Source organism: Actinomycetospora flava, from assembly GCF_037400335.1.
Taxonomy (GTDB): Bacteria; Actinomycetota; Actinomycetes; order Mycobacteriales; family Pseudonocardiaceae; genus Actinomycetospora; species Actinomycetospora flava.
This window is the reverse complement of sequence record NZ_JBBEGM010000012.1, coordinates 91937-116048: the sequence shown is the minus strand read 5'-3', so window position 1 is coordinate 116048 and position 24112 is coordinate 91937. Positions and strand designations below refer to the sequence as shown.

At 72.3% G+C, this 24112-nt stretch carries 22 protein-coding genes and 2 tRNA genes; 17 read left to right on the top strand and 7 right to left on the bottom strand.

The features are described 5' to 3' along the window. Nucleotides 1-85: 85 nt before the first annotated feature. The 3 genes from gyrA to WCD58_RS25210 all read left to right on the top strand — a co-directional run bounded on the left by gyrA (nucleotide 86) and on the right by WCD58_RS25210 (nucleotide 3927). A complete protein-coding gene (gyrA, locus tag WCD58_RS25220) occupies nucleotides 86-2596 on the top strand; it encodes a DNA gyrase subunit A (protein ID WP_337705852.1) in 2511 nt (836 codons plus the stop codon). Between the two features lie 57 nt (nucleotides 2597-2653). Further along, nucleotides 2654-3790: a DUF3566 domain-containing protein gene (locus WCD58_RS33735; protein WP_373696275.1), complete on the top strand. Its 1137-nt coding sequence runs from the start codon at nucleotides 2654-2656 to the stop codon at nucleotides 3788-3790. A gap of 63 nt (nucleotides 3791-3853) precedes the next feature. Further along, nucleotides 3854-3927, top strand: a tRNA-Ile gene (locus tag WCD58_RS25210). Between the two features lie 80 nt (nucleotides 3928-4007). On the opposite strand, the gene WCD58_RS25205 is transcribed toward WCD58_RS25210, so the two are convergent. The 4 genes from WCD58_RS25205 to WCD58_RS25190 form a co-directional block, all read right to left on the bottom strand. Further along, nucleotides 4008-4409, bottom strand: a complete 402-nt coding sequence (locus tag WCD58_RS25205) for a histone-like nucleoid-structuring protein Lsr2 (protein ID WP_337705851.1) — start codon at nucleotides 4407-4409, stop codon at nucleotides 4008-4010. Nucleotides 4410-4529: 120 nt separating this feature from the next. After that, nucleotides 4530-4973 (bottom strand): SRPBCC family protein, encoded by a 444-nt coding sequence (locus tag WCD58_RS25200; protein ID WP_337705850.1) that lies wholly within the window; start codon nucleotides 4971-4973, stop codon nucleotides 4530-4532. 15 nt (nucleotides 4974-4988) lie between these two features. Continuing rightward, on the bottom strand, nucleotides 4989-5825 hold the full coding sequence (locus WCD58_RS25195) for a phosphoenolpyruvate hydrolase family protein (RefSeq protein WP_337705849.1): 837 nt from the start codon (nucleotides 5823-5825) through the stop codon (nucleotides 4989-4991). Further along, nucleotides 5822-7015, bottom strand: coding sequence for a Tm-1-like ATP-binding domain-containing protein (locus WCD58_RS25190; protein WP_337705848.1), 1194 nt, complete (start codon nucleotides 7013-7015; stop codon nucleotides 5822-5824). The genes WCD58_RS25195 and WCD58_RS25190 overlap by 4 nt, the downstream gene beginning before the upstream one ends. A gap of 236 nt (nucleotides 7016-7251) precedes the next feature. On the opposite strand from WCD58_RS25190, the gene WCD58_RS25185 reads away from it, so the two are divergent. From WCD58_RS25185 to WCD58_RS25160, 6 genes are all read left to right on the top strand, one after another. Continuing rightward, nucleotides 7252-7365, top strand: a complete 114-nt coding sequence (locus tag WCD58_RS25185; RefSeq protein ID WP_337705847.1) for a DLW-39 family protein — start codon at nucleotides 7252-7254, stop codon at nucleotides 7363-7365. Between the two features lie 5 nt (nucleotides 7366-7370). Further along, a tRNA-Ala gene (locus tag WCD58_RS25180) sits at nucleotides 7371-7443 on the top strand. A 585-nt stretch (nucleotides 7444-8028) separates the two neighbouring features. After that, entirely contained in the window at nucleotides 8029-8445 is a 417-nt protein-coding gene (locus WCD58_RS25175; RefSeq protein ID WP_337705846.1) for a PEP-utilizing enzyme, read from the top strand. A gap of 72 nt (nucleotides 8446-8517) precedes the next feature. Next, the gene (locus WCD58_RS25170) at nucleotides 8518-9951 is read left to right on the top strand and encodes a hypothetical protein (protein WP_337705844.1); all 1434 of its coding nucleotides are present in this window, start codon (nucleotides 8518-8520) and stop codon (nucleotides 9949-9951) included. A gap of 82 nt (nucleotides 9952-10033) precedes the next feature. Further along, on the top strand, nucleotides 10034-10654 hold the full coding sequence (locus tag WCD58_RS25165; RefSeq protein WP_337705843.1) for a hypothetical protein: 621 nt from the start codon (nucleotides 10034-10036) through the stop codon (nucleotides 10652-10654). Then, nucleotides 10651-13116, top strand: a complete 2466-nt coding sequence (locus WCD58_RS25160; RefSeq protein WP_337705842.1) for a pyruvate, phosphate dikinase — start codon at nucleotides 10651-10653, stop codon at nucleotides 13114-13116. Before WCD58_RS25165 ends, WCD58_RS25160 begins: the two co-directional genes overlap by 4 nt. A gap of 12 nt (nucleotides 13117-13128) precedes the next feature. On the opposite strand, the gene WCD58_RS25155 is transcribed toward WCD58_RS25160, so the two are convergent. Genes WCD58_RS25155 through WCD58_RS25145 form a run of 3 tightly spaced genes read right to left on the bottom strand, consistent with a single transcriptional unit; the run spans nucleotide 13129 to nucleotide 15846 of the window. Next, nucleotides 13129-13854, bottom strand: coding sequence for a tyrosine-protein phosphatase (locus WCD58_RS25155; RefSeq protein WP_337705841.1), 726 nt, complete (start codon nucleotides 13852-13854; stop codon nucleotides 13129-13131). Continuing rightward, a complete protein-coding gene (locus tag WCD58_RS25150) occupies nucleotides 13847-14872 on the bottom strand; it encodes an HAD family hydrolase (protein WP_337705840.1) in 1026 nt (341 codons plus the stop codon). Before WCD58_RS25150 ends, WCD58_RS25155 begins: the two co-directional genes overlap by 8 nt. Then, nucleotides 14869-15846, bottom strand: coding sequence for a DUF7064 domain-containing protein (locus tag WCD58_RS25145; RefSeq protein ID WP_337705839.1), 978 nt, complete (start codon nucleotides 15844-15846; stop codon nucleotides 14869-14871). Before WCD58_RS25145 ends, WCD58_RS25150 begins: the two co-directional genes overlap by 4 nt. Before the next feature lie 217 nt (nucleotides 15847-16063). Between WCD58_RS25145 and WCD58_RS25140 the strand changes: the two genes are divergently transcribed. The 8 genes from WCD58_RS25140 to WCD58_RS25105 all read left to right on the top strand — a co-directional run bounded on the left by WCD58_RS25140 (nucleotide 16064) and on the right by WCD58_RS25105 (nucleotide 24108). Continuing rightward, the gene (locus WCD58_RS25140) at nucleotides 16064-16348 is read left to right on the top strand and encodes a EutN/CcmL family microcompartment protein (protein WP_337705838.1); all 285 of its coding nucleotides are present in this window, start codon (nucleotides 16064-16066) and stop codon (nucleotides 16346-16348) included. A 90-nt stretch (nucleotides 16349-16438) separates the two neighbouring features. Continuing rightward, nucleotides 16439-16726 (top strand): BMC domain-containing protein, encoded by a 288-nt coding sequence (locus WCD58_RS25135; protein WP_116708163.1) that lies wholly within the window; start codon nucleotides 16439-16441, stop codon nucleotides 16724-16726. A 42-nt stretch (nucleotides 16727-16768) separates the two neighbouring features. Continuing rightward, nucleotides 16769-18181, top strand: coding sequence for an aldehyde dehydrogenase family protein (locus WCD58_RS25130; protein ID WP_337705837.1), 1413 nt, complete (start codon nucleotides 16769-16771; stop codon nucleotides 18179-18181). Nucleotides 18182-18186: 5 nt separating this feature from the next. Then, nucleotides 18187-18996 carry an ethanolamine utilization protein EutJ gene (gene eutJ, locus WCD58_RS25125; RefSeq protein ID WP_337705836.1) on the top strand — a complete coding sequence of 270 codons (810 nt, stop codon included), beginning with the start codon at nucleotides 18187-18189 and terminating at the stop codon, nucleotides 18994-18996. Then, nucleotides 18993-19625, top strand: a complete 633-nt coding sequence (locus tag WCD58_RS25120) for a BMC domain-containing protein (protein WP_337705835.1) — start codon at nucleotides 18993-18995, stop codon at nucleotides 19623-19625. Before eutJ ends, WCD58_RS25120 begins: the two co-directional genes overlap by 4 nt. Then, nucleotides 19622-20962, top strand: coding sequence for a malate dehydrogenase (locus WCD58_RS25115; RefSeq protein ID WP_337705834.1), 1341 nt, complete (start codon nucleotides 19622-19624; stop codon nucleotides 20960-20962). The genes WCD58_RS25120 and WCD58_RS25115 overlap by 4 nt, the downstream gene beginning before the upstream one ends. Next, a complete protein-coding gene (locus WCD58_RS25110) occupies nucleotides 20959-21990 on the top strand; it encodes an alcohol dehydrogenase catalytic domain-containing protein (protein ID WP_337705833.1) in 1032 nt (343 codons plus the stop codon). Before WCD58_RS25115 ends, WCD58_RS25110 begins: the two co-directional genes overlap by 4 nt. 24 nt (nucleotides 21991-22014) lie before the next feature. Beyond that, on the top strand, nucleotides 22015-24108 hold the full coding sequence (locus WCD58_RS25105) for a helix-turn-helix domain-containing protein (protein ID WP_337705832.1): 2094 nt from the start codon (nucleotides 22015-22017) through the stop codon (nucleotides 24106-24108). The last annotated feature ends 4 nt before the right edge of the window (nucleotides 24109-24112 follow it).

Sequence of the window (24112 nt, the reverse complement as noted above, 5' to 3'; positions counted from 1 at the left end):
GGGAGCCGGGGAGCGACCCCCGGCCCCGATAGGATCGACAGCGTCCGGCGGCCCGCGCGAGGGCCACCAGGAGGGTGAGAACCGCGTGACCGAGACGACCCTGCCTCCCGGTGGGTCCGGCGACCGCATCGAGCCGGTCGACATCCAGCAGGAGATGCAGCGCTCCTACATCGACTACGCGATGTCGGTCATCGTGGGTCGCGCGCTGCCGCTCGTGGAGGACGGCCTCAAGCCGGTCCACCGCCGCGTCCTGTACTCGATGTACGACTCGGGTTTCCGGCCCGACCGCAGCTACGTCAAGTGCGCCCGCGTCGTCGGCGACGTCATGGGGAACTACCACCCCCACGGCGACTCCGCGATCTACGACGCGCTCGTGCGCCTCGCGCAGCCCTGGTCGATGCGCTACCCGCTCATCGACGGCCAGGGCAACTTCGGCTCGCCGGGCAACGACCCCGCCGCGGCCATGCGCTACACGGAGTGCCGGCTCACCCCGCTCGCGATGTCGATGCTCGCCGACATCGACGAGGAGACCGTCGACTTCGTCGACAACTACGACGGCCGCACCCAGGAGCCGGCCGTCCTCCCGAGCCGCGTGCCCAACCTGCTGATCAACGGCTCGGCCGGCATCGCGGTGGGCATGGCGACCAACATCCCGCCGCACAACCTGCGCGAGGTCGCCTCCGGCGCCGTGTGGGCGCTGGACAATCCGGAGGCCTCCGAGGAGGAGACCCTCGCCGCGCTCATGGAGCGCATCAAGGGGCCGGACTTCCCCACCGCCGGCCTCGTGGTCGGCACCGACGGCATCGAGTCCGCCTACCGCACCGGGCGCGGCTCGATCCGCATGCGCGCCGTGGTGGAGGCGGAGGAGGACGCCAAGGGGCGCACGATCCTCGTCGTCACCGAGCTCCCGTACCAGGTCAACCCGGACTCGCTCATCGAGTCGATCGCGACGCTCGTGCGCGACGGCCGCATCCAGGGCATCTCCGAGATCAACGACGAGTCGTCGGACCGCGTGGGCCGCCGCATCGTCATCACGCTGCGCCGCGACGCCGTCGCGAAGGTCGTCCTGAACAACCTCTACAAGCACACGCAGCTGCAGTACAGCTTCGGCGTCAACATGCTCTCGATCGTCGACGGCGTGCCGCGCACCCTGCGGCTCGACCAGATGATCCGGCACTGGATCCGCCACCAGATCGACGTCATCGTGCGGCGCACGCGCTACCGCCTGCGCAAGGCCGAGGAGCGGGCCCATATCCTGCGCGGTCTGGTCAAGGCGCTCGACGCGCTCGACGAGGTCATCGCGCTGATCCGCCGGTCGGAGACGGTCGACGTCGCCCGCGCCGGCCTGATCGACCTGCTCGAGATCGACGAGATCCAGGCCCAGGCGATCCTGGACATGCAGCTGCGGCGCCTCGCCGCCCTCGAGCGCCAGAAGATCATCGACGAGCTGGCGGAGATCGAGGAGACGATCCGCGACCTCGAGGACATCCTCGCCCGCCCCGAGCGCCAGCGGCAGATCGTCCGCGACGAGCTCGGCGAGATCGTCGACAAGTACGGCGACGACCGCAAGACCCGTCTCGTCGGCTACGACGGCGAGGTCGCCGACTCCGACCTGATCGCGGTCGAGGACGTCGTCGTGACGATCACGCGCACCGGCTACGCGAAGCGCACCAAGACCGACCTCTACCGCGCGCAGAAGCGCGGCGGTCGCGGTGTCCAGGGCGCGACGCTCAAGCAGGACGACCTCGTGGCGCACTTCTTCGTGTGCTCCACGCACGACTGGCTGCTGTTCTTCACCAACAAGGGCCGGGTGTATCGGGCGAAGGCCTACGAGCTGCCCGAGGCCAACCGCAACGCCCGTGGCCAGCACGTCGCGAACCTCCTCGCGTTCCAGCCCGAGGAGCAGATCGCCCAGGTCATGCACATCAAGGACTACGACGCGGCGCCGTACCTGGTGCTCGCGACGAAGGCCGGCCTGGTGAAGAAGTCGCGCCTCACCGACTTCGACTCCAACCGCTCCGGCGGCCTCATCGGCATCAACCTGCGCGAGGCCGACGAGCTCGTCGGCGCCGTGCTGTGCTCCGCCGACGACGACCTGCTGCTCGTCTCCGCCGAGGGGCAGTCGATCCGGTTCACGGCCGGCGACGACGCGCTGCGGCCGATGGGCCGGGCGACGTCGGGCGTCACCGGCATGCGCTTCAACTCCGGCGACGAGCTGCTCTCGCTCGGCGTGGTCCGAGAGGGCACGTTCCTGCTGGTCGCGACCGGTGGCGGGTACGCGAAGCGCACCCCGATCGACGAGTACCCGGTGCAGGGCCGGGGCGGCAAGGGCGTGCTGACGCTGCAGTACGACCGTCGCCGCGGCACCCTCGTCGGGGCGCTCATCGTCGAGCTCGACGACGAGCTCTACGCGATCACGGCGAGCGGTGGCGTGATCCGGACGACGGCGAAGGAGGTCCGCAAGGCGGGCCGCCAGACCAAGGGCGTGCGTCTGATGAACCTCGGCGAGGGTGGCACGCTGCTGGCCATCGCCCGGAACGCCGAGAACGCCGGCGACCCGGACGCCGGCGGCTCGACGACGCCGCCGCAGCCGTGAGCCCCGCCCTGACCCAGCCGTGATCTCCCGTCACCGACCGACGAGACGAGTCCTCCCGTGAGCACACCGAGCAAGCCGGACGACCCAGACCCCGCGACGCCGGAGGCGTCGGGCGGCGGCGGGACGCGGACGAGCACGCAGGAGTCCGCTCCGGAGTCGGACCGCAACGGAGACGCGGAGTCGACCACCCGCGTCGACGCGGTCGAGGAGAAGTCGTCGTCGACGGCGGGGTCTTCGGCGTCCTCGGCCTCCGAGACCGCGGCGAACGGTGAGACCTCGGCGGCTCCTGCGGCGTCCTCGGGCTCAGCGAGTTCGGAGACCGAGGCGTCGGGCGGGCCCGCGGGTCCGCCCCCGCCGTGGCAGCGCGGCGGAGCGGCCGCCGGCCCGCCGTCGGGTCCGATCCCGACCGGCACCCGGCCCGGCGGCCCGCCCACCCCGGGTGGCGGGCAGCCGCGGCCCGGTCCGGGGGGTCCCGGCGGCCCCGGTGGTGCGCACCCGCCGTCCGGACCGTTCCCGCGGCCCGGCGGCGCGGGTCCGCAGGGTCCGCAGGGCCCTCAGGGGTCCGGCTACGGCCGTCCGCCCGGTGACGGGTCCGGCACGCCGTCGGGTGGGATCCCGATCGCCGCGCGCACCGCGCCCTCGCCGGGGTCGGCCCGGCCGGGTGGCACGGGCGAGGGCCAGGGCGGGCCCGGGACGACGAGCTCGTCCGGCATCGACGCGCCGACCAACCAGCTCTCCCCGGAGCAGCTCGGCCTGCGCAACCGCGACGACGACACCCGCCGCGAGCCCGACGACGTCGCCGAGCTCTCGGCGGGGCGCCCCCGCAGCGGCAAGGCGCCGCGGCGGGCCAGCCTGCAGGTCCGGCGGTTCGACCCGTGGTCGGTGCTCAAGCTAGCGCTGGTCCTGGGCGTGGCGCTGTTCTTCGTGTGGATGTTCGCGGTCGGCGTGCTCTACGCGGTGCTCGACGGCATGGGCGTCTGGGCGCAGCTCAACGGCACCTACCAGGACCTGACGTCCGACGCCGGGGGTGGCGGCGAGCTCATCACGGCCGGCGGCGTCTTCGGTGTCGCGGCGGTGATCGGCGTCGTGAACATCATCCTGTTCACCGCGCTCGCGAGCGTCTCGGCGTTCATCTACAACATCTCCGCCGACGTCGCGGGCGGCATCGAGGTCACGCTGTCCGAGCGTGACTGAGGGCGGATCCCCGGTGTCGGGCGCCCGGTGACCGTCGGGTACCGTGGCGTCCGCACCTCGCAGGGGCCCATAGCTCAGTTGGTTAGAGCGCGTCGCTGATAACGACGAGGTCGCTGGTTCAAATCCAGCTGGGCCCACCCCTTTCGGTGCACCCCACCCGACACGAACGGCCCCGGAGCTCCGCGCTCCGGGGCCGTCGTCGTCTGTCGGGGGCGGGTCAGCCGGAGAACGTCGCGGCGTGCTCGGAGCCCTTGCGCTGGGCCTCCCAGGCCTCCACGACGTTGTTGGGCACGCGGCCGCGGTCGGACACCTCGAAGCCCTGGGCCTTCGCCCACTCGCGGATCTGCTTCGAGGTCTCGCGGTCGTAGCCGCCGGGGGACGTGGCCCGCGGGGTGCCCGTGCCGGCACCGGAACGGCGACGCCCGTTCGAGCGGCGGCCCCCGGTGCGGCGCGCGGCGGCGACGTACTCGGCGAGTGCGTCACGCAGTCGGGCGCTGTTCTTGTCGTCGAGGTCGATCTCGTAGGTCACGCCGTCGAGTGCGAACTCGACCGTCGTGATGTCCTCGGCCTCCTCGCCGGTCAGGTCGTCGACCAGGGTGACGATGGTCTTCTGTGCCATGGCTGGCGTGACTCCTCACTACATCATCGAACCGATGAGGTGGCGTCTATTCGTTGCGTGGCGAGATTAGCAAAGAAAAGACGTTGTGTTCGAACCGGGAGGAGTTCGGTGCCGCGAACGTCACCCCGTGGGCGAGAAATACGAGACCAGACCGTCCAACCCGGTTCCGAACACATCCCTTCCGAACAACGCACTGAGCCGTTCAGCGTCGTCGAGGTCGCAGTCGAAGAGGACCGACCAGGCGACGAAGGATTCCCCGGTCGAGGTCACGGGATGGACGCGGATGGTCGAGCGGTAGTCGCGCACCGGGAACGGCGATTCGAGGATCGCGTAGGTCAGACGTCGTTCGCGGTCGTCGAGGGCGACGAGGCTTTCGCGCACGGTGCCGCCGTCGCCGAGGGTGAGCCGGCGCACGGTCCCCACCTGATCGGTGAGCGCGCCGCCCTCGAGCTCGCTCGCGGCGATCGAGGGGTGCCAGGTGGGGAGGCAGCCGAAGTCGCGGATCATCCGCCACACGGTGTCGGCGTCGGCCGGGATCACGGCGCTGGTGGTCACGTCGGGCATCTCGGGTCCTCCTGGTCAGCGGTTCTCGGTGCCCGGGCGCAGGTCGACGAACGCGCGGGTCGTGGCGGTCAGGGCCTGTTCGGTGGGCAGACGCTCCATGCTGCTGGCCCCGTAGAAGCCGTGGCAGGCGCGCGTCCGGGAGAGCACGTAGGCGGCGTCGTCCGGGGACGAGACGGGCCCGCCGTGCACGAGCACGAGGACGTCGTCGCGCACCGAACGCGCGGCGTCCGCCCATTCGTCGACGAGGGCGACGCAGTCGTCCAGCGATTTCGCCGTCTGTGCGCCGATCGTCCCGCCGGTGGTCAGTCCCATGTGGCACACGACGATGTCGGCGCCCGCCTCGGTCATCGCCCGCGCGTCCTCGACGGAGAACACGTACGGCGTCGTGAGCAGATCCTCGTCGTGCGCGGCGGCGATGAGTTCGACCTCACGATCGAACCCCATGCCGGTCTCCTCGAGATTCACCCGGAAGGTGCCGTCGATGAGGCCGACGGTCGGAAAGTTCTGCACCCCGGCGAACCCGAGCTCGCGCAGCTCGCGCAGGAAGCGGGGGCGGATGAGGAACGGATCGGTGCCGTTCACGCCGGCGAGCACCGGTGTGTGGTGCACGACCGGGATCACCTCGCGCGCCATCTCCACAACGATGTCGTTGGCGTTGCCGTAGGCGAGCAATCCCGCCAGCGAACCGCGACCGGCCATGCGGTATCGGCCGGAATTGTAGATGACGATGAGGTCGATCCCGCCCTCCTCCTCGCAGCGCGCGGAGAGGCCGGTGCCGGCGCCGCCGCCGACGATCGGCTCGCCGCGGTCGACCTTGGCGCGCAGCCGCTCGACGATCTCGGCGCGGGTCACGGGCGTCCTCCGGTGATCTCCCCGAGCGCGGCGACCAGGGTCGCGGCGAACTCGGGGTCGTTGACGTGATGGGGGCTCTCGACGATCCGGTGGGTGTCGTCCTCCCGGAACTCCCGCCGCAGGGTGTCGAACAGCGCGGCGTCGGCCTCGGGGTCGGCGAAGGGCATCCCCGGCGCGTCGAGGGCCGAGACGCCGCCCGTGGGCAGGACGAGGCGGACCGGGCCGGGGCAGGCGTTGAGGCGGTCGGCGAGGAACGCCGCGGCCGCGCGGTTCTCCTCCGGCGTGGTGCGCATGAGCGTCACCTGCGCGTTGTGCTCGTAGAGGGTGCGGCCGCGGAACTGCTCGGGGACGGTGTCGGGCGCCCCGAAGTTGACCATGTCCAGCGCGCCGACCGACCCGACCCACGGGACCCCGGTGCGCGCGATCGCGCCGAGCCGGTCCTCGGTGGCCGCCATGACGCCGCCGACGACGAGGTCGGCGATCTCGGTGGTGCTCACGTCGACGACGGCCTGCACGAGTCCGTCGTCGACGAGCTTCTCCATGGCGCGCCCGCCGGTGCCGGTGGCGTGGAAGACGAGGCAGTCCCACTGCTCGCTGACCGCTTCGGTGACCGCGGTGACGCACGGCGTCGTCACCCCGAACATCGTCAGCCCGAGCGCCGGCTTGTCCTGCGCCGCGGGCGGCTCGGTGGCGATCATCCCGCCGAGCGCGTGGGCGGCGTTGCCGAGGACGCGCCGGCTGATGCGGTTGAGGCCGGCGACGTCGGTGACCGAGTACATGAGCGTCAGGTCGACCGAGCCGACGTAGGGCGCGACGTTGCCAGAGGCCACCGTCGACACCACGATCTTCGGCAGCCCGACCGGGAGCCGCTGCAGCGCCGGCGTCACCAGCGCGGTGCCGCCGGATCCGCCCAGCGCGAGCACGCCGGCGACGTCGTCGCGCGCCGGGAGCCAGCGCTCGAGCGCCGTGCTCATCGCCGACACCGAGCTGCCGCGGTCGCCGGTGAACGCCTCCGCGCCCGCGACCTCACGCGGGCCGACGTCCGCCGTGCTCGCGTCCGGGTCGCTGGTGCCGACGTCCACCGTCGTCACCGCGTGCCCCGCGTCCCGCAGGAGCCCGGCGACGTAGCGCAGCTCCTCGCCTTTCGTGTCGAACGTGCCCACCACGTAGGCACGACCCGCCCCGGCCATCCGAGCTCCCGTCCACGACGCCGACGTCCGCGAGAGTCCTACCGCTCCCGGCCCGCCCGGCGCGAGGCGTCGCCGACGATCACCGGTTCCGACCGAAGGGCCCCTTCGGTTGATCTACCGGGCGAGGGGCACCCTTCGCCGGAACAGGGTCGGGCGTTCCGTGCCTCGCGACGCGGCGAACCGGCCGTCTCGGCTGCTGCGGTACCGTGGTCGGGGTCGTCGTGGGAAGGAGTGCAGTGAAGGCACTCGTCACGCTCGCCCTGGTCGCCGGGGTCGCGGTGGTCCTGCGACGCCAGCGCGAGCAGCGACCGACCAAGGACGTCTGGCGCGAGGCGACCACCTCGGCCTGACCCGCGGGGACGTAGCTCAATTGGCAGAGCACCGCCTTTGCAAGGCGGGGGTTGAGGGTTCGATTCCCTTCGTCTCCACCGCTGTGAGCTGCACAAACGCTCGGACGGCGACGTCGCCTGAGGTCATCTCGGCTGTGGCGTGAGGCGAAACGGAGCGCTGCTCGGTGGCACGGCCAGCCCGTGCGAGCGAGTTCTGGTCGCCCGACCAGCACCTTCTTGAGCGCGACCGCTCTTGAAGCCGGCTGGACGCGCCGCGCCCGTGACGCGAACCGGCGTCGACCGGTACTCGGCGGATGAGGTCGCGAACGAGCCCTTGACGCTCGAGTTGCTGGAGGCCAGCTGACACGCCGTCCTGCTCGCCAGGTCCGACGACGTCCTCGACCGCTCCCGGCGTGCCTCTCACCGACGGCAGCAGAGCCTGCCGTTCAATGCTCGGCCGGCTCGGGTTCGGTGGTCTCGCCCGCGGCCCAGCAGCTCGTGACGAGACGTCGCAGGGCGGGCGGCGCTCCTATCCGACCCAGACAACCCCGGGAACGTCTTTTGTCCGCGCTCTCCATCGGCCCGCAAGGTGATCCAGGGCACTGTGACCTGGGCAACGCGGAGAGGAACAGTCGACCGAGCTGGCCTCCGCCCGCACACCTCAGTGGTTCGAGGAGGAACTCCATGGCCGACGTCCTTGCCGAGGGCTACAACGTCTTCGACACGTCCAAGTCCCCGTCGGGGACGGTCAAGTACCTGTCGGCGCCGTCCGACGTGATCCAGCTGATCCAGTCCGGGAAGCTCAAGGAGCACATCCTGCTGGTGCGCGGCGGGACCACGACGTTCCTGGCGCCGGCGCTGAGCATGGGTGCCATCGGGGTGATCACGATGTCGGGGGCGCCCGAGTCGCACCTCGGCATCCTGTCGCGCGAGTTCCAGACCCCGTGCGTCATGACGGCCCACCTGACGAGCAGCGACTCGCGCTACGTCGTCGGCTCCACCGACGAGTCGCACTTCGAGGAGATCGCGCGCGAGCTCGACGGCAAGCAGGTCCGGCTCGACTGCACCGACCACGAGACCGGCCGGGTGGTGGCGGAGTAAGCGCGGCCGACGAGCACCGCGAGCAGCCGACGTCCCAGCCGACCACCGATTCCGCCAGGAGCTGACAGCACAGTGACCACGACCGAGGGCAAGCGCGCGACCTTCCGCCAGCGCTACGACGAGGGCGATGACGGCCTCCGTTTCCAGGACCTCACCTACACCGGCAACTTCGTCGGCATGGAGCCCGTCACCGACGGGATCAAGGGCGACAAGATGATGAGGGAGCGCGCCCGGTCCGGCGTGCTGGAGAAGGTCTCGAAGGAGGACGTCCTCCGCGACCACTTCACCATTCCTGAGCTCAACGACCTCAACAACTATCTGGCCTGGAACATCTGGGACGTGCTCGTCATGCGGGCCACCGAGGGCGTCTCGGGCATGATCCCCCGCCAGGAGTACGAGATCCTGGCCTTCATGCACGAGTTCTACCGCTGGCCGGAGCTCATGGCGATGACCACCGAGGCCGTGGGCGGCGCCCAGGGGATCATGGACATCGGCGCCTCGGCCCGTCGGGAGATCGGCACCAAGGTCAACGCGGTGCACGACTGGTGCATCGGCGCTGTCGGCTTCGGCATGGGCCGGTGCGGTCTGCTCGCGCTCGAGGCGATCAAGCCCGACGAGTACGTCGAGGAGTCCAACGAGATCCTCAAGTTCATGCAGCGCGTGCTGTGGGGCAAGCGCCAGGACGGCTACATCCTCAACTCCCAGGACCGTTACCGCTGCCGCATCCACGACCAGGACTTCCTCGACTCGATCGTCAACCAGGTCGAGCCGCTCGACCCCGACGGGCCCGAGCACGGGGCGTTCACCCAGTTCAACGCTGCCGCGGAGCTGCTCGCCTTCCTCGACCACTACGACTGCCGGCTCGGGCTCGGGGACACCGGCCCCTACGAGCTGCCCGACGGCAAGCTGCTGATCCTGCGGGACCTCTTCGTCAACGAGGAGGTCTTCCACTGGAGCGACGTCTGCGAGGACGCGGGTCTGCCTCACGCCTACACGCTGGCGCTGGTGATCGACCCGGAGATCATGAGCCTGGAGGAGATCCGGGTGAACGACATCTCCACCACCTTCACGCGTCCGAAGAACTACCTGCAGGCCGTCGTGGGCGGGGCCGTCTTCGCCCGCGAGAAGTGGGACACCCCGATGGGCGAGGTCTACAACATCCCCATCAAGGATCTCGGTGACCACCTCGGTCGCGTGCAGACCGCGACCCTGAAGCTGTACACGAAGACGTCGAAGATGTGCCGCCGCGACCTGATCTGGAACGGCCAGTACGTCTACTACATCGACATGATCCTCCCGCACATGCGCAAGGCCGGCACGTACGAGAAGGCCTGCCGGGACTACGACCTGTGGGAGATCGACCAGCGCGTCGCGAACTACTACTACGACATCACCAAGCGGGGATTCGCGCAGGAGACGGTGCCCAGCAAGATCTTCTCGGGCGCCGGCTACCTGCCGTTCCCGGACGGCATCAGCCCCACCCGGTCGAAGTACCGCTGGCTCTAGGCCCGCGCGACCAGACCGACCGACCGGTGCGGCGCCTCAGGAGGTGCCGCACCGGTCGTGGCTGACCCGAGTGAGGACGCCGATGACCGTCACGACCCTGGCCAAGCCCGACTACGACGTGCTCAACGTCCTGGCCCTCAAGAAGATGGCCGACGCCACGGCGATCGCCGCGGTCACCGGGATGCCGGCCGGCGACGTCGAGGGGCGCCTGGCGAGCCTGTCCGGCGGTGGGCTCGCGGTGGTCGCGGGTGGCGCCGCCCTGCCCACCGACGAGGCCGAGCCCGCCCTCGCGGCGACCGCGGCCGAGGTCTACGCGCCGGTCCGGGCCGACGGCGACGTCCTCGCCCTCGTGGAGAAGTTCGAGACCACCAACGCCCAGTTCCTCGCGGCCATGTCGTCGTGGCAGCAGGTGGAGGTCGGCGGACGCAAGGTCACCAACGACCATTCCGACGCGGCCTACGACGAGAAGGTCATCACCAAGATCGAGCGCTTGGTCGGGCGCCTCGAGCCGCTGATCGGTGCCCTGGCAGGGCACGATGCCCGCTTCTCGCTCTACTCGACCCGCTTCGCCACCGCCCTCGAGGCCATCGACACCGGCGACCACGACCTCGTCTCGGCGCCGACGCGCGACTCGGTCCACAACGTCTGGTTCGAGTTCCACGAGGATCTGCTGCGCACCCTGGGTCGGGAGCGCGCGGAGTGAGCTACACCCGCGCATTCACGGACGACGGGCAGGTCGACGTCGACGAGCTCGGCGGCAAGGGCTCGGGACTGGTGCGTATGACCAGGGACGGCCTACGGGTGCCGCCCGGTTACGTCATCACCACCGCCGCCTGCCATGTCTACCTCGACCGCCGAGCGCTCCCCGACGGGCTCGAGGACGAGCTCCGCGACCGGCTCGCCGCGCTGGAGACCACGACCGGCAAGTCGTTCGGCACCGGCCCGGAACCGCTGCTGCTGTCGGTGCGTTCGGGGGCGCCGGTCTCGATGCCGGGAATGATGGACACCGTCCTCAATCTCGGGCTCTCCCGCGACGCGGCTGTCGCTCTGGCCGAGCGATCCTCCGACACACGCTTCATGGCCGACCTCGTCGCCCGCTTCCACACGATGTACTCCGAGATCGTCCTCGGCGCGCTCGACGATCGGCCGGCGGTCGACGCCCTCGTCGCGCAGGCGTCCCCCGGCGACGATCCGGCCGACGTCTACGACCGCATCTGGGCGGCGGCCGAGGCGGCGCTCGACGACGAGCTCTCCGAGAGCGTGCCGTCCACACCGTGGGACCAGCTCGTCCACGCGGTCGAGGCCGTTTTCCGGTCGTGGAACACGCGCCGCGCGCGGACCTACCGCGATCACCACGGCATCGCGCACGACATGGGCACCGCGGTCGTCGTGCAGTCCATGGTGTTCGGCAACCTCGACGATACGTCCGGGTCCGGCGTGGCCTTCACCCGCGATCCCGTCACCGGCGAGCCGGGCCTCTACGGCGAGTACCTCGCCCACAGCCAGGGCGAGGACGTCGTCGCCGGCGTCCGGACCCCCGACCGCGTGCAGGACGCCCTGCCGCCCGACCTGCTCGCCGAGCTCGAGCGCACCGGCGCCGAGCTGGAGGCCCGTCACGGCGACGTCCTCGACATCGAGTTCACCGTCGAGCACGGCGTCCTCTACTTCCTGCAGGTCCGCAGCGCCAAGCGCACGCCCGAGGCCGCGGTGCGGATCGCGGCCGACCTCCTCGCCGACGGCACGGCGAGCGCCGCGCGGGCGCTCGGCCTGGTGACCGCCGACCAGCTCCGGCAGGCGCAGCGGCCGGGTTTCGACCCGGACGCCCTCGCCGCCGCCCGCGACGACGGCCAGGTGCTGCTCACCGGCATCGGCGCCTGTCCCGGGCAGGTCTCCGGCGAGCTGGTGCTCGACCCCGACCGCGCCCGCGACCGCGCCGACGCAGGGGCGTCGGTGGTTCTCGGCCGCTCGGTGACCAGCCCGGCCGACCTCCACGGGATGATCGCCGCCGCCGGCATCGTCACCGCCACCGGCGGCTCCACGAGCCACGCCGCCGTCGTCGCCCGCGCGCTCGGCACGGCCTGCGTCGTCGGTGCCGCGGCCCTCGAGATCGACGACGCCGCCCGCACCGTCCGCATCGGCGACCGCACGCTGTCCGAGGGCGAGGAGGTCTCGCTCGACGGTGGGTCGGGAGAGCTGTTCGCCCTCGCGTTGCCGACGACGACGCCGGCGGCGGCGAACGAGGCGATGGACACCCTGCTGGCCGCGGCCGCCGAGTCCGCCGGCAGCGAGGTGCTGGCGCGGGTGACGCTGCCGGTCGACGTCGACACCGCCCGCGCCGCGGGCGCGACCGGTGTGGTCACCGCGATCGACGACGTGCTCGCCGCGTCCGGCGACCTCAACCGGCTGGTCGAGACGCTGCTCGAGAAAGGGCTGAACGGCGTCGGCGCGTTCTCCGAGGTGCGCGACGCGATCGCCGAGCAGCTCGCGCCGCTCCTCGTGGCGGCTCGGGAGAAGGGGGTGCGCGATGTCGATGTGCGCGCGATCGACCTCCTCGCCGACGAGTCCCGCGAGCTCCTTCAGCAGACCGCGGTGACGACGCGCCACCCCGAGCTCGCGCTGCCGCTCGGCGTGCCCGACCTGATCCGCGCCCAGCGCGAGGGCCTCGTCCGCGCCGCGGGCTCGGCCGACTACACGGGCCGGCTGCGCCTCGCCGTCCGCCACGTGTCCGACCCGTCCGAGGCCCGAGCCCTGGCCGGCCTCGACGACGGTGCCGACGCGCCGGGCGTCGGGACCTACCTGACGAGTCCCCGGGCCGTGCTGGCCGCCGAGGAGCTGGCCGCGTACAGCGACGGGGTCTGGCTGGAGGTCCGTGCGCTCCAGGCCGCGATGTTCGGCATCCCGGCCCGACAGTTCCTCACCGCCGAGCCGCTGGACTCCTACATCGCGCGAGGGCTGCTCGCCGTCGACCCGCGCCACGAGCTCGACCCGGTGGTCGTCCGCCTGTTGCGTGACGTGCCGACCGGGACGGGGGTGCGACTCAGCGGAACGGTCGCCGATCCGGTCGCGGCCACACTGCACGGCCTCGGCTTCCGCCGTTTCGCTGTCGACCTCCCCGAGGTGCGCCCGCTGATGCTGGGACTGGGTCGGGCAGCACTCGCCGGGTGAGGCCGATCGAGGTCAACCGATGGGCTCGATGAGGAGTCCCGGAAGGCGTGCCAGCAGGGCGGCGTCGATCCCGCGGGTCGTCGCCCAGCCCTGCGCTCCGCCGAACCGTTCGTCGAGCACGTCGAGCACACCGTGCACCGTCGACTCGTGGGCCATGTACATCTCGGGCGCCACGGTCGCCATGTGCGTCCGGTAGCGGGGCCAGGTCGCGAAGCGCGCCATGACCGCCTCCATGTTCGGCCCGCTGGCGAGGTAGTCCGCGACGATGGCGTCGCGCTCGACCCCGGCGAGGGCGAGCAGGAGCGTGACCACGAGGCCCGTGCGGTCCTTGCCGGCGGCGCAGTGCACCACCGTCGGGCGTCCGGCGAACGCGGCCGCGGCCCGGACGACGGAGCCCAGCACCGATGTCGGCGCCTCGAGGTGCTGCAGGGAGAACAGGAGAGCCTGCCGCGCGGGCGGCTCGTCGTTCGGCTCGGCCTCGCGCAGCGGCGCGTTGAGGTAGGTGACGTCGCGGGTCACCAGCGGCCCCCGACCCTGCTCGGCCGCCTCGGGTCCGACCCGCAGGTCGATCACCGCCTCGAGGCCGAGACGCTCGACGAGCAGGCCGACGTCGGCGTCGGTGAGGGCCTGGAGCGTGTCGCTCCGGAAGAGCACGCCGTGGCGGGTCCGACGGCCCGGGCCTGCCGGGAGCCCGCCGAGGTCGCGGAAGTTGAGCGTGGCCTCGGGGGTGTCAGCCACGGCAGATGCGGCGCATCGCGTCGAGCACGTCGTCCGACGCGGCGGAGCGATGGCCGTCGGCGCGGCCCGCTGCCGTCCCGTTCGTGGCAGAGACCCCGGGCGCCATCAGCGCGGGGGAGGTCTCCGCGACCGCCTCGCGCCGTCGGCGGCGGCGCCTCTCCCCGGGCTCTTCCTCCGAGCTCCCGGACCCGGAGCCGGTGCACCCGCAGCCGCAGCCCGCGACATCGGGGCTCGGGGCCGGTACCGCGGCTGCCGGCACGGCGCAGGCGTCGCTCGGTTCACGGGCGGCGTTGTCACCGAGCAGGTGGGACAGCACCTCCTGCGGCCACAGCGCGACGAACTCCGCGCCGGCTTCGGTGAGCTCTCGGGCCGAGTGCATCCCCCAGGTCACGCCGACCACACGGACACCGACCTCGCGCGCGTCACGCACGTCTCCGGCGGTGTCGGTGACGAGCACAGTGGTCGAGGGGTCAGGGCGCTCGGCCTCGCCCGCCTCGTCGTAGTCGGCCGAGCAGCGCCGGCCGTAGCCGCTGCCGGCGTCGGCGAGGAAGGCGCGCAGGGCGGCCCGCTTGTCCGGGGCCACGTCGCCGCCGAAGACGTGCGCGAAGCAGTACGCCAGCTCGTTGTCGACGAGGACGCGGCGCAGCACCTCCATCGCGTTCGACGACATCACCGCGAGCGTGCACTCCGACGCCAGGCGCCGGACCACGGCGTGCATCCCGGGCACGAGCGGCGGCGCGTAGTCCGCGCGCAGCGCCGACAGGAAGTCCGCGGTGGCGGCGCGGGCCTGCTCATCGGTGGAGCACAGCGCGCGGATCGAGGTGAAGACGTTGCCGCGGAAGAGCTCGAAGTACTGCGCGGGAGTGTCGACCCCGAGCCCGTGGCGCCGGCTGATCGGTTCGAAGACCTCCCACGACGCAATCCGGGTCTGGACGAGGGTCCCGTCCAGATCGAAGACGACCGCCCGCACCGCACCGATGGTCGAGCTCCCGCTGCGCTTCGTCTCCGAACCCGTCATCGGCTGTGGATCTCCCCGAGCTCGCCGAGCCCGATGAAGTCCATGCACTCGCCGAATCCGACCCGGTCGTCCCGATCGTTCGTCCAGCGCAGCAGCACGTTGTGCCCGACCACACCGGGCTGCGAGAGCCACGGGAAGGTCGTGAGCGCGTCCCCGGCGACCGCGATCGTCCGGTCGCCGGCGCGCACCTCGATCTCGATGCGCTCGGGGTAGAGCCCGCGCCGCCGGGTCAGGCCGTGACCGCCCGAGAGCCCGTGCATCTGGCCGTCCTCGACGAGGTAGCCGTGCGTCAGGCGCAGGGGCGATTCGCCGTCGGGGCCGTTCTTCGTGTCGAAGTCGAACAGGCCGTGGACGACGAGGTCCTCGCCGAAGTGGGCGTGCATCCATGACAGGCGCGAGGTCTGGCGCTCGGCGCGGACCCCCCAGCTGTGGTCCATGGTCGCGACGCAGTCGATCGGCAGCGTCCGTCCCCGCACCGACACCTCGCCCTCGTAGTGCCCGGACTGGTCGAAGTGCCCGGCGTAGGCGTGGCCCCACGTCTTGGCCATGTCCCGGTCCGCGGCGAGCGGGTCCTGGTCGGGGTCGTTGATGTCGTAGGCCGGCATGATCGCCGTGTAACGGAAGTGGATCTCGACGCCCGCCGCAGGGTCGGAGTAGTCGACGTCCCAGACCTGGTTCGGCTTCGTGCACACCACCTTGAGCCCGTTGAGCAGCTCGTAGTCGAGCAGGCTGTCGGGGGCGGGGAGGTTCTGGGAGTCCCAGTACTCGGCGGCCCAGGGCTCGCGGACCCGCCGTGAGTTGATCGACACCGTGGTCCCGACCATGCCGATCGCCTTGCGGTGCAGGGCGTAGAGCCCGATGTTCACCGGCTGCTCGGTGTCGTGCCCCGCGTACAGGCCGAAGTAGTTGGTCTCCGCCCACAGCGGGTCGTCGCTGGTCGGCGGGTGGAACTGGGCGTCCTCGTCGCGGATCACCGATGACCTCCAGGTCGCGGCACGGTTGTGTCGTGGATCACGAGAAGCGTCCGCCCTCCCGGCGACCCGAACCAGGGTGACCCGGGACAGCGGAGCCCGCCGACGTTGTCCGGGTGGGATAAGGCTCGCGACCCGCTCCGCGGCCTAGCGTCCGAGCCACGGTACGAGACCTGGCTCACAGGCTCGTGAGGACGATGCGGTCGCGGGAGGCGTCGAGATGCTGCTCGGACGCGTGGTGGGCCAGGTCGTGGCCACGGTGCGCGCACCCGGCTTCGACAACGTCTCGCTCCTGCTCGTCCAGGACACGACCGAGGAGGGCTGGGTCGGTTCGACGTGCGTCGCGGTCGACCTCATCGGCGCCGGTGAGGGCGACGTCGTTCTGATGACGACCGGCAGCGCCGCCCGCGTGGCCGCCGGATCCCGGTCGCCGACCGACCGGGCCGTCGTCGCCATCGCCGACTCGGTCATCCGCAACGGCACCGCCAGCTCCCGTTCGGCCTGACGCCGGCCGGGCCCCGCAGAGACACCGGAGGACCACATGGCAACCACGGCGACGACCCCGGCCGGGTCGAGCACGAACGGCGCCGTCGCGATGCGCGGCGCACTCGGCCTCATCGAGACGAAGGGCCTCGTCGGGGCGATCGAGGCGGCCGACGCGATGGTGAAGGCGGCGAACGTGCAGGTCCTCGGCCACCGCGAGATCGGCGGCGGCCTCGTGACCGTCATGGTCCGCGGGGACGTCGGCGCGGTGAAGGCCGCCACCGACGCCGGCGCGGTCGCCGCCGGCAAGGCCGGCGAGGTGGTCTCGGTGCACGTCATCCCGCGCCCGCACGACGAGACCGAAGGCATCCTCACCGTCCTCGCGCGCCCGAAAGGCTGATCGCCGCCACCGCACGGACCGAGCACCGAGAGAGGTGGGGAGATGACCGCGACCCTGGACCGGGGACCGTCGGGGGGCCTGGACGCGGACCTGGCCGGCCTGGCCGACGTCCGCGCGAAGGCGCGCGCCGCACGTGACGCCGTCCGCCGGCTCGAGGGCGTCGACCAGGACACCCTGGACGGCTACGTCCGGGCGATGGCCCGCGCCGGGACGAAGGCGGCCGAGGAACTGGCCCGTCTGGCCGTCGACGAGACGGGCTACGGCGTCTACGAGCACAAGATCCACAAGAACCGGTACAACACCGGGTTCGTCGCCCGCTGGATGCTCGAGCGCCGCGCCGTCGGCGTGCTCTGGACCGACGAGGTCGCCCGCGTCACGGCCATCGGCAGCCCGATGGGCGTCATCGCCGGCATCATCCCCGTCACCAATCCCACCTCGACCGCCCTGTTCAAGAGCCTCGCCGCGGTGAAGTCGGGAAACGCCGTCGTCCACGCTCCGCATCCCCGGGCAGCCCGCTGCACCCTGCGTGCGGCGCAGATCATGGCCGAGGCCGCGGTCGAGGCCGGCGCGCCCGAGGGTGTCGTCTCCTGCCTGGAGTCGCCCACGCTCGCGGCCACCGCCGAGCTGATGCGTCGCGACGAGGTCGCGCTCGTCCTCGCCACGGGCGGACCGGGCATGGTCCGCGCCGCCTACTCCAGCGGCAAGCCGACGATCGCGGTGGGCGCGGGCAACGTGCCGGCCTACGTCGGCGCGAGCGTGCCGGACGCCGCCGAGGCGGCCGAGATGATCATCACCTCGAAGTCCTTCGACAACGGGACCGCCTGTGTCGCCGAGCAGTCGGTCGTGGTCGTGGACGCCGTGGCCGACGACTTCCTGCGCGCGTTCGCGGAGCGCGGCGCGTTCTGGATGGACGCCGCTCAGCAAGCGGCGCTGGTCGACGTGCTCTTCGACGACTGCGGTGCTCTGCGTCCGGCCGGCGTGGGACAGAGCGCGCGCCGCCTCGCGCAGCTCGCGGGCTTCGCGGTGCCCGACGCCACGCGGGTGCTCGCGTGCGAGCTCGACACCGTCGCCGAGACGACGCCGCTCTCGCGCGAGATTCTCGGCCCGGTCCTGTCGGTCTACCGAGCCCGCGACCCACGAGCAGGACTCGCCCGGTGCCGGGAGATCCTCGCGCTCGGCGGGGAGGGGCACACCACCGCCGTGCACGCCGCCGACCCTGCCGAGCTCGCCCCGTTCGCGGCGCTCCCGGCGGGCCGCATCGTCGTCAACACCCCCGCCCTCTTCGGTGGGATGGGCTACTCGACCGACGTCGACCCGTCCTTCCAGCTCGGTACGGGGACCTGGAGCGGCTCGATCTGCTCGGACAACGTCACGCCCCTGCACCTGATCAACATCAAGCGAGTCGCCCACGAGGTCCGGCCATGGCGCAGCGTCTACGACAGCGTCGAGGTCTGAGCCCGGTGGCGGGCGGCGATCCCCACGCCCTGCTCGCCGCCGCAGCGGACCGGATCGGGAAGCCGCCGGAGGGCACGCCGCTGCGGCCACGGGTCGGGGTCGACCTCGGCACGGCCAGCTGTGTGCTCGTCGTCCTCGACGACGACCGACCCGTGTGGGTCGAGTCCGCGGGCTCGGGAGCGCTGCAGGACGGGGTCGTCGTCGACTTCGCCAAGGCCGTCGCCACCGTGCGCGAGCTGCGTGACCGCGCCGTGGACGCCCTCGGCACGGAGTTGTCGACCGCCGCCACCGCCTACCCGCCCTGCATCCCGGTCGCCGACGCGCGGGCCTGCACCTACGTCTGCGAGACGGCAGGCTTCGACGAGGTCACGCTCGTCGACGAGGTCAGCGCCGCGCAGCGCACCCTCGAGATCACCGACGGCGTGGTGATCGACGTCGGCGGTGGCTCCACCGGCGTCGGGGTGTTCCGCGACGGACGCCTCGAGCGCCTCGACGACCGTCCCGGCGGCGGGCACCACCTCGACCTCGTGCTGGCCGGCGCCCGGGGCGTCGACGTCGCCGAGGCCGAGCAGTTCAAACGGGAGCGGCCCGCCGAGGCCCTCCCGATCCTCACCCCCGGTCTTCACCGCATCGCGGAGTCGATCCGCGCGATGACCCGAGGCACGGACGCCGACCTCCCGCTCCACCTGGCGGGCGGCGCCCTCATGATCCCCCGCGCCGGAGACGTCCTGGCGCAGTACCTGCAGAGGACCGTCGTGACCCACCCGCACGCCCTGCTCATCACCCCTCTCGGGATCGCGAGGTCGGCACCATGACGTCAGCGAGCGGCCCTTCCCTCCGCACCTACGCCTTCGTCGACCGCATGCAGCCGCAGTGCGCCGCCCACATCGCGGCGACCAGCCCCGGCGACGTGCCGATCGCCGGCATGGCCGAGCTCTACATCGAGATGGCGCCCGGCAACGAGGTCTTCCGCGCCGCCGACATCGCACTCAAGGCCGCCGGTGTCCGCCCGGCCCTGCAGATCATCGAGCGGGAGTTCGGCCTGCTGGAGATCCACTCCGAGCAGCAGGCCGAGGTGCTTGCCTCCGGTCAGGCCATCCTGGACGAGTACGGCCTGGTCGAGACCGACCGCATCCGGCCCACCATCGCCTCGACGCAGTTCATCACCAACGTGCACCCCTACCAGGCGCAGCTGCTGAACAAGTGGCGCAAGGGCAGCATGCTCATGCCGGGGCAGAGCCTGTTCATCATGGAGGTCGCGCCGGCCGCCTACATCTCCGTCGCCGCGAACGAGGCCGAGAAGGCCGCGTCGATCACCGTCATCGAGCTGCGCGCCGTCGGCCGCTTCGGCCGGATGTTCCTCTCCGGCACCGAGAGCGAGGTCCAGTCGGCCCGCGACGCCGCGGTCGCCGCGCTCGAGGAGATGAAGGGCCAGGAGAAATGAGCACCGTCTGGGGCACCACGGACGTCGAGGCGGCCGCGGCGCGCGGCGTCGCGCTCCATGTCGCCCCGGGCGATGTGGTGACCCCGCTGGCCCGCGACCGCGCGCACGAGCTCGGTGTCGCCGTCACGTCCGCCGATGCGCTCGACCGCCCGCCGGCCACCGCACTGCCCGTGTCGTCGGGGACGACGGATCGCACACCCGGCACGGCGAGCTCGTCGACCACGGCCGGGCAGCGACGCAACGGCTCGGACTCGCCGGCTCCCTCACCGGCGACGCCCCTGCCCCCGACGTCGGTCGGGTCGCCCGGGACCGGCGGGCCGGTCCGGACGATGCGCCCCCCGTCGCCCGCACTCTTCCGACGGGGTGCGCCCCTGCCTGCCGGGCTCGACGGCGGCGCGCGGCGGACCGGGCGCGCCGTGGTGATCGGTGCCGGTCACGTCGGGATGATCACTGGGATGCGCCTGGCCGACGCCGACGTCTTCGACGAGGTCGTGCTGGTCGACATCGACGAGGGGCGAGCCGCCGGCATCGCGCTGGACCTCCAGCACACCGCGCCGCTCTCGGACTTCGCCACCCGCGTCCGGGGCGTGGGCACGGTGGAGGAGGCCGGCCCCGCGGAGTACGTCGTCATCACCGCCGGCAGGGCGCGGCAGCCAGGCATGACGCGCGCCGACCTCGTCAGCACCAACGCCGAGATCGTCGGCGACCTCGCCCGCCGCGTGGCCGCCACCTCACCGCAGGCCGTGATCATCGTCGTCACCAACCCGCTCGACGAGATGACCCAGCACGCCTGGACGTCCTCGGGTCTCCCGTCGTCGCGGGTGCTGGGGATGGCCGGGGTCCTCGACACCGCCCGGTTCCAGGCCCTGGTCGGCGTGGAGAGCTCCCTGCGAGCACGATCGGTCGACGCCATCGCCCTGGGCAGCCACGGCGAGGAGATGGTCATCCCGCTCTCGCGGGCCTCCCACGACGGTTCCTCCCTCGCGCAGGTCGTGCCCCCGGCGCAGCTCAACGCGGTGGTGGACAGGGCCCGCGGCTCCGGGGCCGAGGTGGTCGGGCTGCTCAGGACCGGCAGCGCGTTCATGGCCCCGGGCACGTCGGCGGCGCGGATGGTGCTCGCGATGGTCCGCGACAGCGACGAGGTGATGTCGGCGGCCGTGCTCGCCGACGGTTCCTACGGCATCCGGGACGTCTACGTCGGCCTGCCGGTTCGGCTCGGCCGGGGCGGGCTCCGCGAGATCGTGACGATCCCGTTGGGGCCCGAGGAGCTCGCCGCGCTCCGCGAGGCCGGGGAGCGCATCCGGACGCGGCTCGGGGCGATGGCCGCCGCGTCATGAAGGCCGTCGTGCACGCCGGTCACGGCCAGGTCCGCGTCGATGACGTGCCCGACCCGCGACTCTGCGCGCCCACCGACGCGATCGTGCGGGTGCGCCGGGCCGCGGTGTGCGGGACCGACCTGCACGTGCTGGCCCACCCCGACCAGGTCCCGCGGGGCTTCGTCCTCGGGCACGAGTTCGTCGGCGAGGTCATCGAGCGCGGCGACCAGGTGCGCGATCACGCGCTCGGCGACCTGGTGGTCGGCGCCGACTACACCGCCTGCGGACGGTGCTGGTGGTGCCGGCGTGGCGATCACTGGCAGTGCTCGGACCGCCGCTTCTTCGGCACCGGCACCGTCTTCGGGCCGCCGCTGGCCGGCGCGCAGGCCGAGCTCGTCCGCGTGCCGCACGCCGACACGGTCCTCGTCCCGCTCCCGGCGGGCATCGACCTCGACGCCGCCGTCTTCCTCGGCGACACCGCGGCGACCGGATACGCGGCGCTGCGTCGCGCCGGGACGGAGCCGGGCGACACGGTGGCCGTCCTCGGCGGGGGACCGGTCGGCCAGGTCGCCAGCCTCGTGGCGCAGGCGATCGGTTCCGGTGTCGTCGTGGTGGTGGAACCGGTGGCCGATCGCCGGCACGTCGCCGCTCGCGAAGGCGCCCTCGCGGCGAGTCCCGACCAGGCGCGCAAGGTCGTCGACGCGGCCACGGACGGCCGCGGCGCCGACGTGGTGGTGGACGCGGTCGGCGGTGAGCGCGGCCTGGGCCTCGCTCTCGAGCTCGTCCGCCGGCGCGGGCGCGTGGCCTCGGTCGGGGTCCCAGCCGAGACCGTCGAGGTGCCCGCCGCTCGGGCCTTCACCGACGAGCTCGCCTTCTCGTTCGCGATCGGCGACGTCATGCGCGACGCCGGACCCCTCCTGGCGCTGGTGCGAGCCGGGGTGCTGGACCCGAGCGTGGTCGCCACGGACCGGGTCGGTCTCGACGAGGCCGTCGAGGCGTATCGGCGGACCGCCGAACGACTTACTCTCAAGACGCTGATCTGCCCGTAGGCGGTCGGTCCGGAGGTGTGTCCGATGAAGCCGGTCGACGCGGACCGGGCTGCGGCGACGGACGACGGCGCGCAGCTGCTCCGGGCGCTGCTCACGACCCTGCCCGCGTGCGCCGATGAGGCGCTCGACGACCTTCGCCGTGCGGTCGTCGACGTGCTCGGCAGCGAGGTGACCGTCGACGTCGACGCCGGGACGCCCCCTGCTGCGGGCCGGGGTGTGCAGGTGGGACGAGTCTCCGTGCAGTGGGCCAGGGAGTGCCCGCGCGTCCCCGAGGACCTCGGCGCACTGATCGGCCAGGGCTGTACGTGGGCGACGCTCGTCCTCGAGCGGGCCGACGCCCTCCGTGCCGTCGACGACGCGGCCGAGGAGACGGTCATCGTCACCGAGGTGGTCGAGCGGCTGCTCTCCGTACACGACGTCGACCAGCTCCTGCTGAGCATCGCGACCCGGACCCTCGGACTCCTGGATGCCGACATCTGCGGGGTGCTGCTGCGCGAGGGTGACGAGGTGGCCATGCGATCGTGCGTCGGCCACCGCGTCATCGACACCGCGCGACTGCGGATGCGGCGGGGGATGGGGGTGGCCGGGCTCGTGTTCGAGACCGGACAGCCGGCCAAGGTCGATCACTACGTCGAGGATCAGACCATCAGCCGTGACTTCGTCGGGCTCGCCGAACGCGAGCAGACGGAGTCGGCGCTCGCCGTGCCGCTGCAGCTCCCGGGTGAGTTCCTCGGCGTGCTGGAGGTCTGGCGCCGGCGGCCCTCGGTGTTCACCGAGCAGGACGTGCGTCGGATGGTCACGCTCGCCAACTTCGCGACGATCGCCCTGCGCAGTGCCCGTCTGCACGACGAACAGGTTCGTGCCAACGCCGATCTCGCGAAGGCGCACGCCGCACTCAAGCACCAGGTCGGCGTGCTCGGACAGACCGCCGAGCTGCAGCACGCCCTGCTGACGACGGTGCTCGACGGGGGCGGCCTCTCGGCGCTCGCCCGGCGCGTGGCGTCGCAGCTCCACTGCCGGGTCGGCATCTACGACGCCGGCGGAGGCCTGCTGGCGGGGCACGGGGACCAGCTGCCCGACTGCCTCCCCGCGCGCTACGGGCGAGGACGGGCGCTACGACGGGCCGCGGGTCTACCGCCCACCGCCCGCCTCCAGCCGGTCTACGCCGACGGCGACGAGGTCGGCTGCGTGTACCTGCTGCCCTGCGACGACGAGCCCGCGGGGGAGGAGATGCTCGACGCCGTCGTCGGCCAGGTCGCGATGGCGTGCTCGTTGTCTCTGCTGCGGGAGCGGGCCGCGAGCCGCGCCCGCCACGAGGCGTTGAGCGAGGTCCTCTGGGATCTCGTCCAGGGGCCACCCGAGCACCGGGTCGCCGCGCGGGCGCGGGCCCAGCAGATGGGGGTGTCCCTGGGCCCGGGGATGCGCGTGCTCCACGGGCACCTCGAGAACGTCGAGGAGCTCGCGACCGAGCACGGGTGGGACACGTCGCGGACCGGGCGGCTGCGACGCGACGTCGTGCGTGCCCTGCGCGACCGTGACGAGGGGCCCCGACTCGCCCTGGTGGGCCTCCGCGGTGACCTCGTCGTCGCCGTCGCCGACGGGCTGGACTCCACCACGGCCAAGCAGCTGGTCCAGCAGATCGCCGACTCCGCGCGGCGCGAGGCCCCGGACCTGCGGTCGTCGTGGGGGGTGAGCCGGCCGCACGACGACGTCGAGGCGCTGCCCGCGGCGTTCAACGAGGCGAAGACCGCGCTCTCCGCGTCCCACCGTCTCGGGGGCAGCACCATCTCGCTGTACGAGGAGCTCGGCGTCGTGCGTCTGCTCCTCGGCTCCGGTTCCGATCCCGACCTGCAGACGTTCATCGACGACGTCACCGGACCCCTCGTGGCCTACGACCGCGAGAACGACGGCGCGCTGGTGCGCACCCTGCGCGCGTTCTTCGACGCGGACTGCTCCCAGCGCGTGGCGGCCGAGAAGCTGTTCGTCCACCACAAGACGCTGCGCTACCGGCTCGAGCGGATCAAGCAGCTCACCGGCCTCGACCTCTCCCGCCACGACGACCGTATGCGCGCGGACATGGCCCTGCGCCTCCTGCAGCTCAACACCGACGGGAGCTGACCGG

Bases quoted from the DNA above. Each gene is read 5' to 3' on its own strand.
- WCD58_RS25190 (WP_337705848.1), bottom strand. From the start codon at position 7,015: ATGGCCGGGGCGGGTCGTGCCTACGTGGTGGGCACGTTCGACACGAAA.
- WCD58_RS25140 (WP_337705838.1), top strand. From the start codon at position 16,064: ATGCTGCTCGGACGCGTGGTGGGCCAGGTCGTGGCCACGGTGCGCGCA.
- WCD58_RS25115 (WP_337705834.1), top strand. From the start codon at position 19,622: ATGAGCACCGTCTGGGGCACCACGGACGTCGAGGCGGCCGCGGCGCGC.
- WCD58_RS25120 (WP_337705835.1), top strand. From the start codon at position 18,993: ATGACGTCAGCGAGCGGCCCTTCCCTCCGCACCTACGCCTTCGTCGAC.
- WCD58_RS25175 (WP_337705846.1), top strand. From the start codon at position 8,029: ATGGCCGACGTCCTTGCCGAGGGCTACAACGTCTTCGACACGTCCAAG.
- WCD58_RS25150 (WP_337705840.1), bottom strand. From the start codon at position 14,872: ATGACGGGTTCGGAGACGAAGCGCAGCGGGAGCTCGACCATCGGTGCG.
- WCD58_RS25105 (WP_337705832.1), top strand. From the start codon at position 22,015: ATGAAGCCGGTCGACGCGGACCGGGCTGCGGCGACGGACGACGGCGCG.
- WCD58_RS25130 (WP_337705837.1), top strand. From the start codon at position 16,769: ATGACCGCGACCCTGGACCGGGGACCGTCGGGGGGCCTGGACGCGGAC.
- WCD58_RS25110 (WP_337705833.1), top strand. From the start codon at position 20,959: ATGAAGGCCGTCGTGCACGCCGGTCACGGCCAGGTCCGCGTCGATGAC.
- WCD58_RS25200 (WP_337705850.1), bottom strand. From the start codon at position 4,973: ATGCCCGACGTGACCACCAGCGCCGTGATCCCGGCCGACGCCGACACC.
- WCD58_RS25165 (WP_337705843.1), top strand. From the start codon at position 10,034: ATGACCGTCACGACCCTGGCCAAGCCCGACTACGACGTGCTCAACGTC.
- WCD58_RS25135 (WP_116708163.1), top strand. From the start codon at position 16,439: ATGCGCGGCGCACTCGGCCTCATCGAGACGAAGGGCCTCGTCGGGGCG.
- WCD58_RS25205 (WP_337705851.1), bottom strand. From the start codon at position 4,409: ATGGCACAGAAGACCATCGTCACCCTGGTCGACGACCTGACCGGCGAG.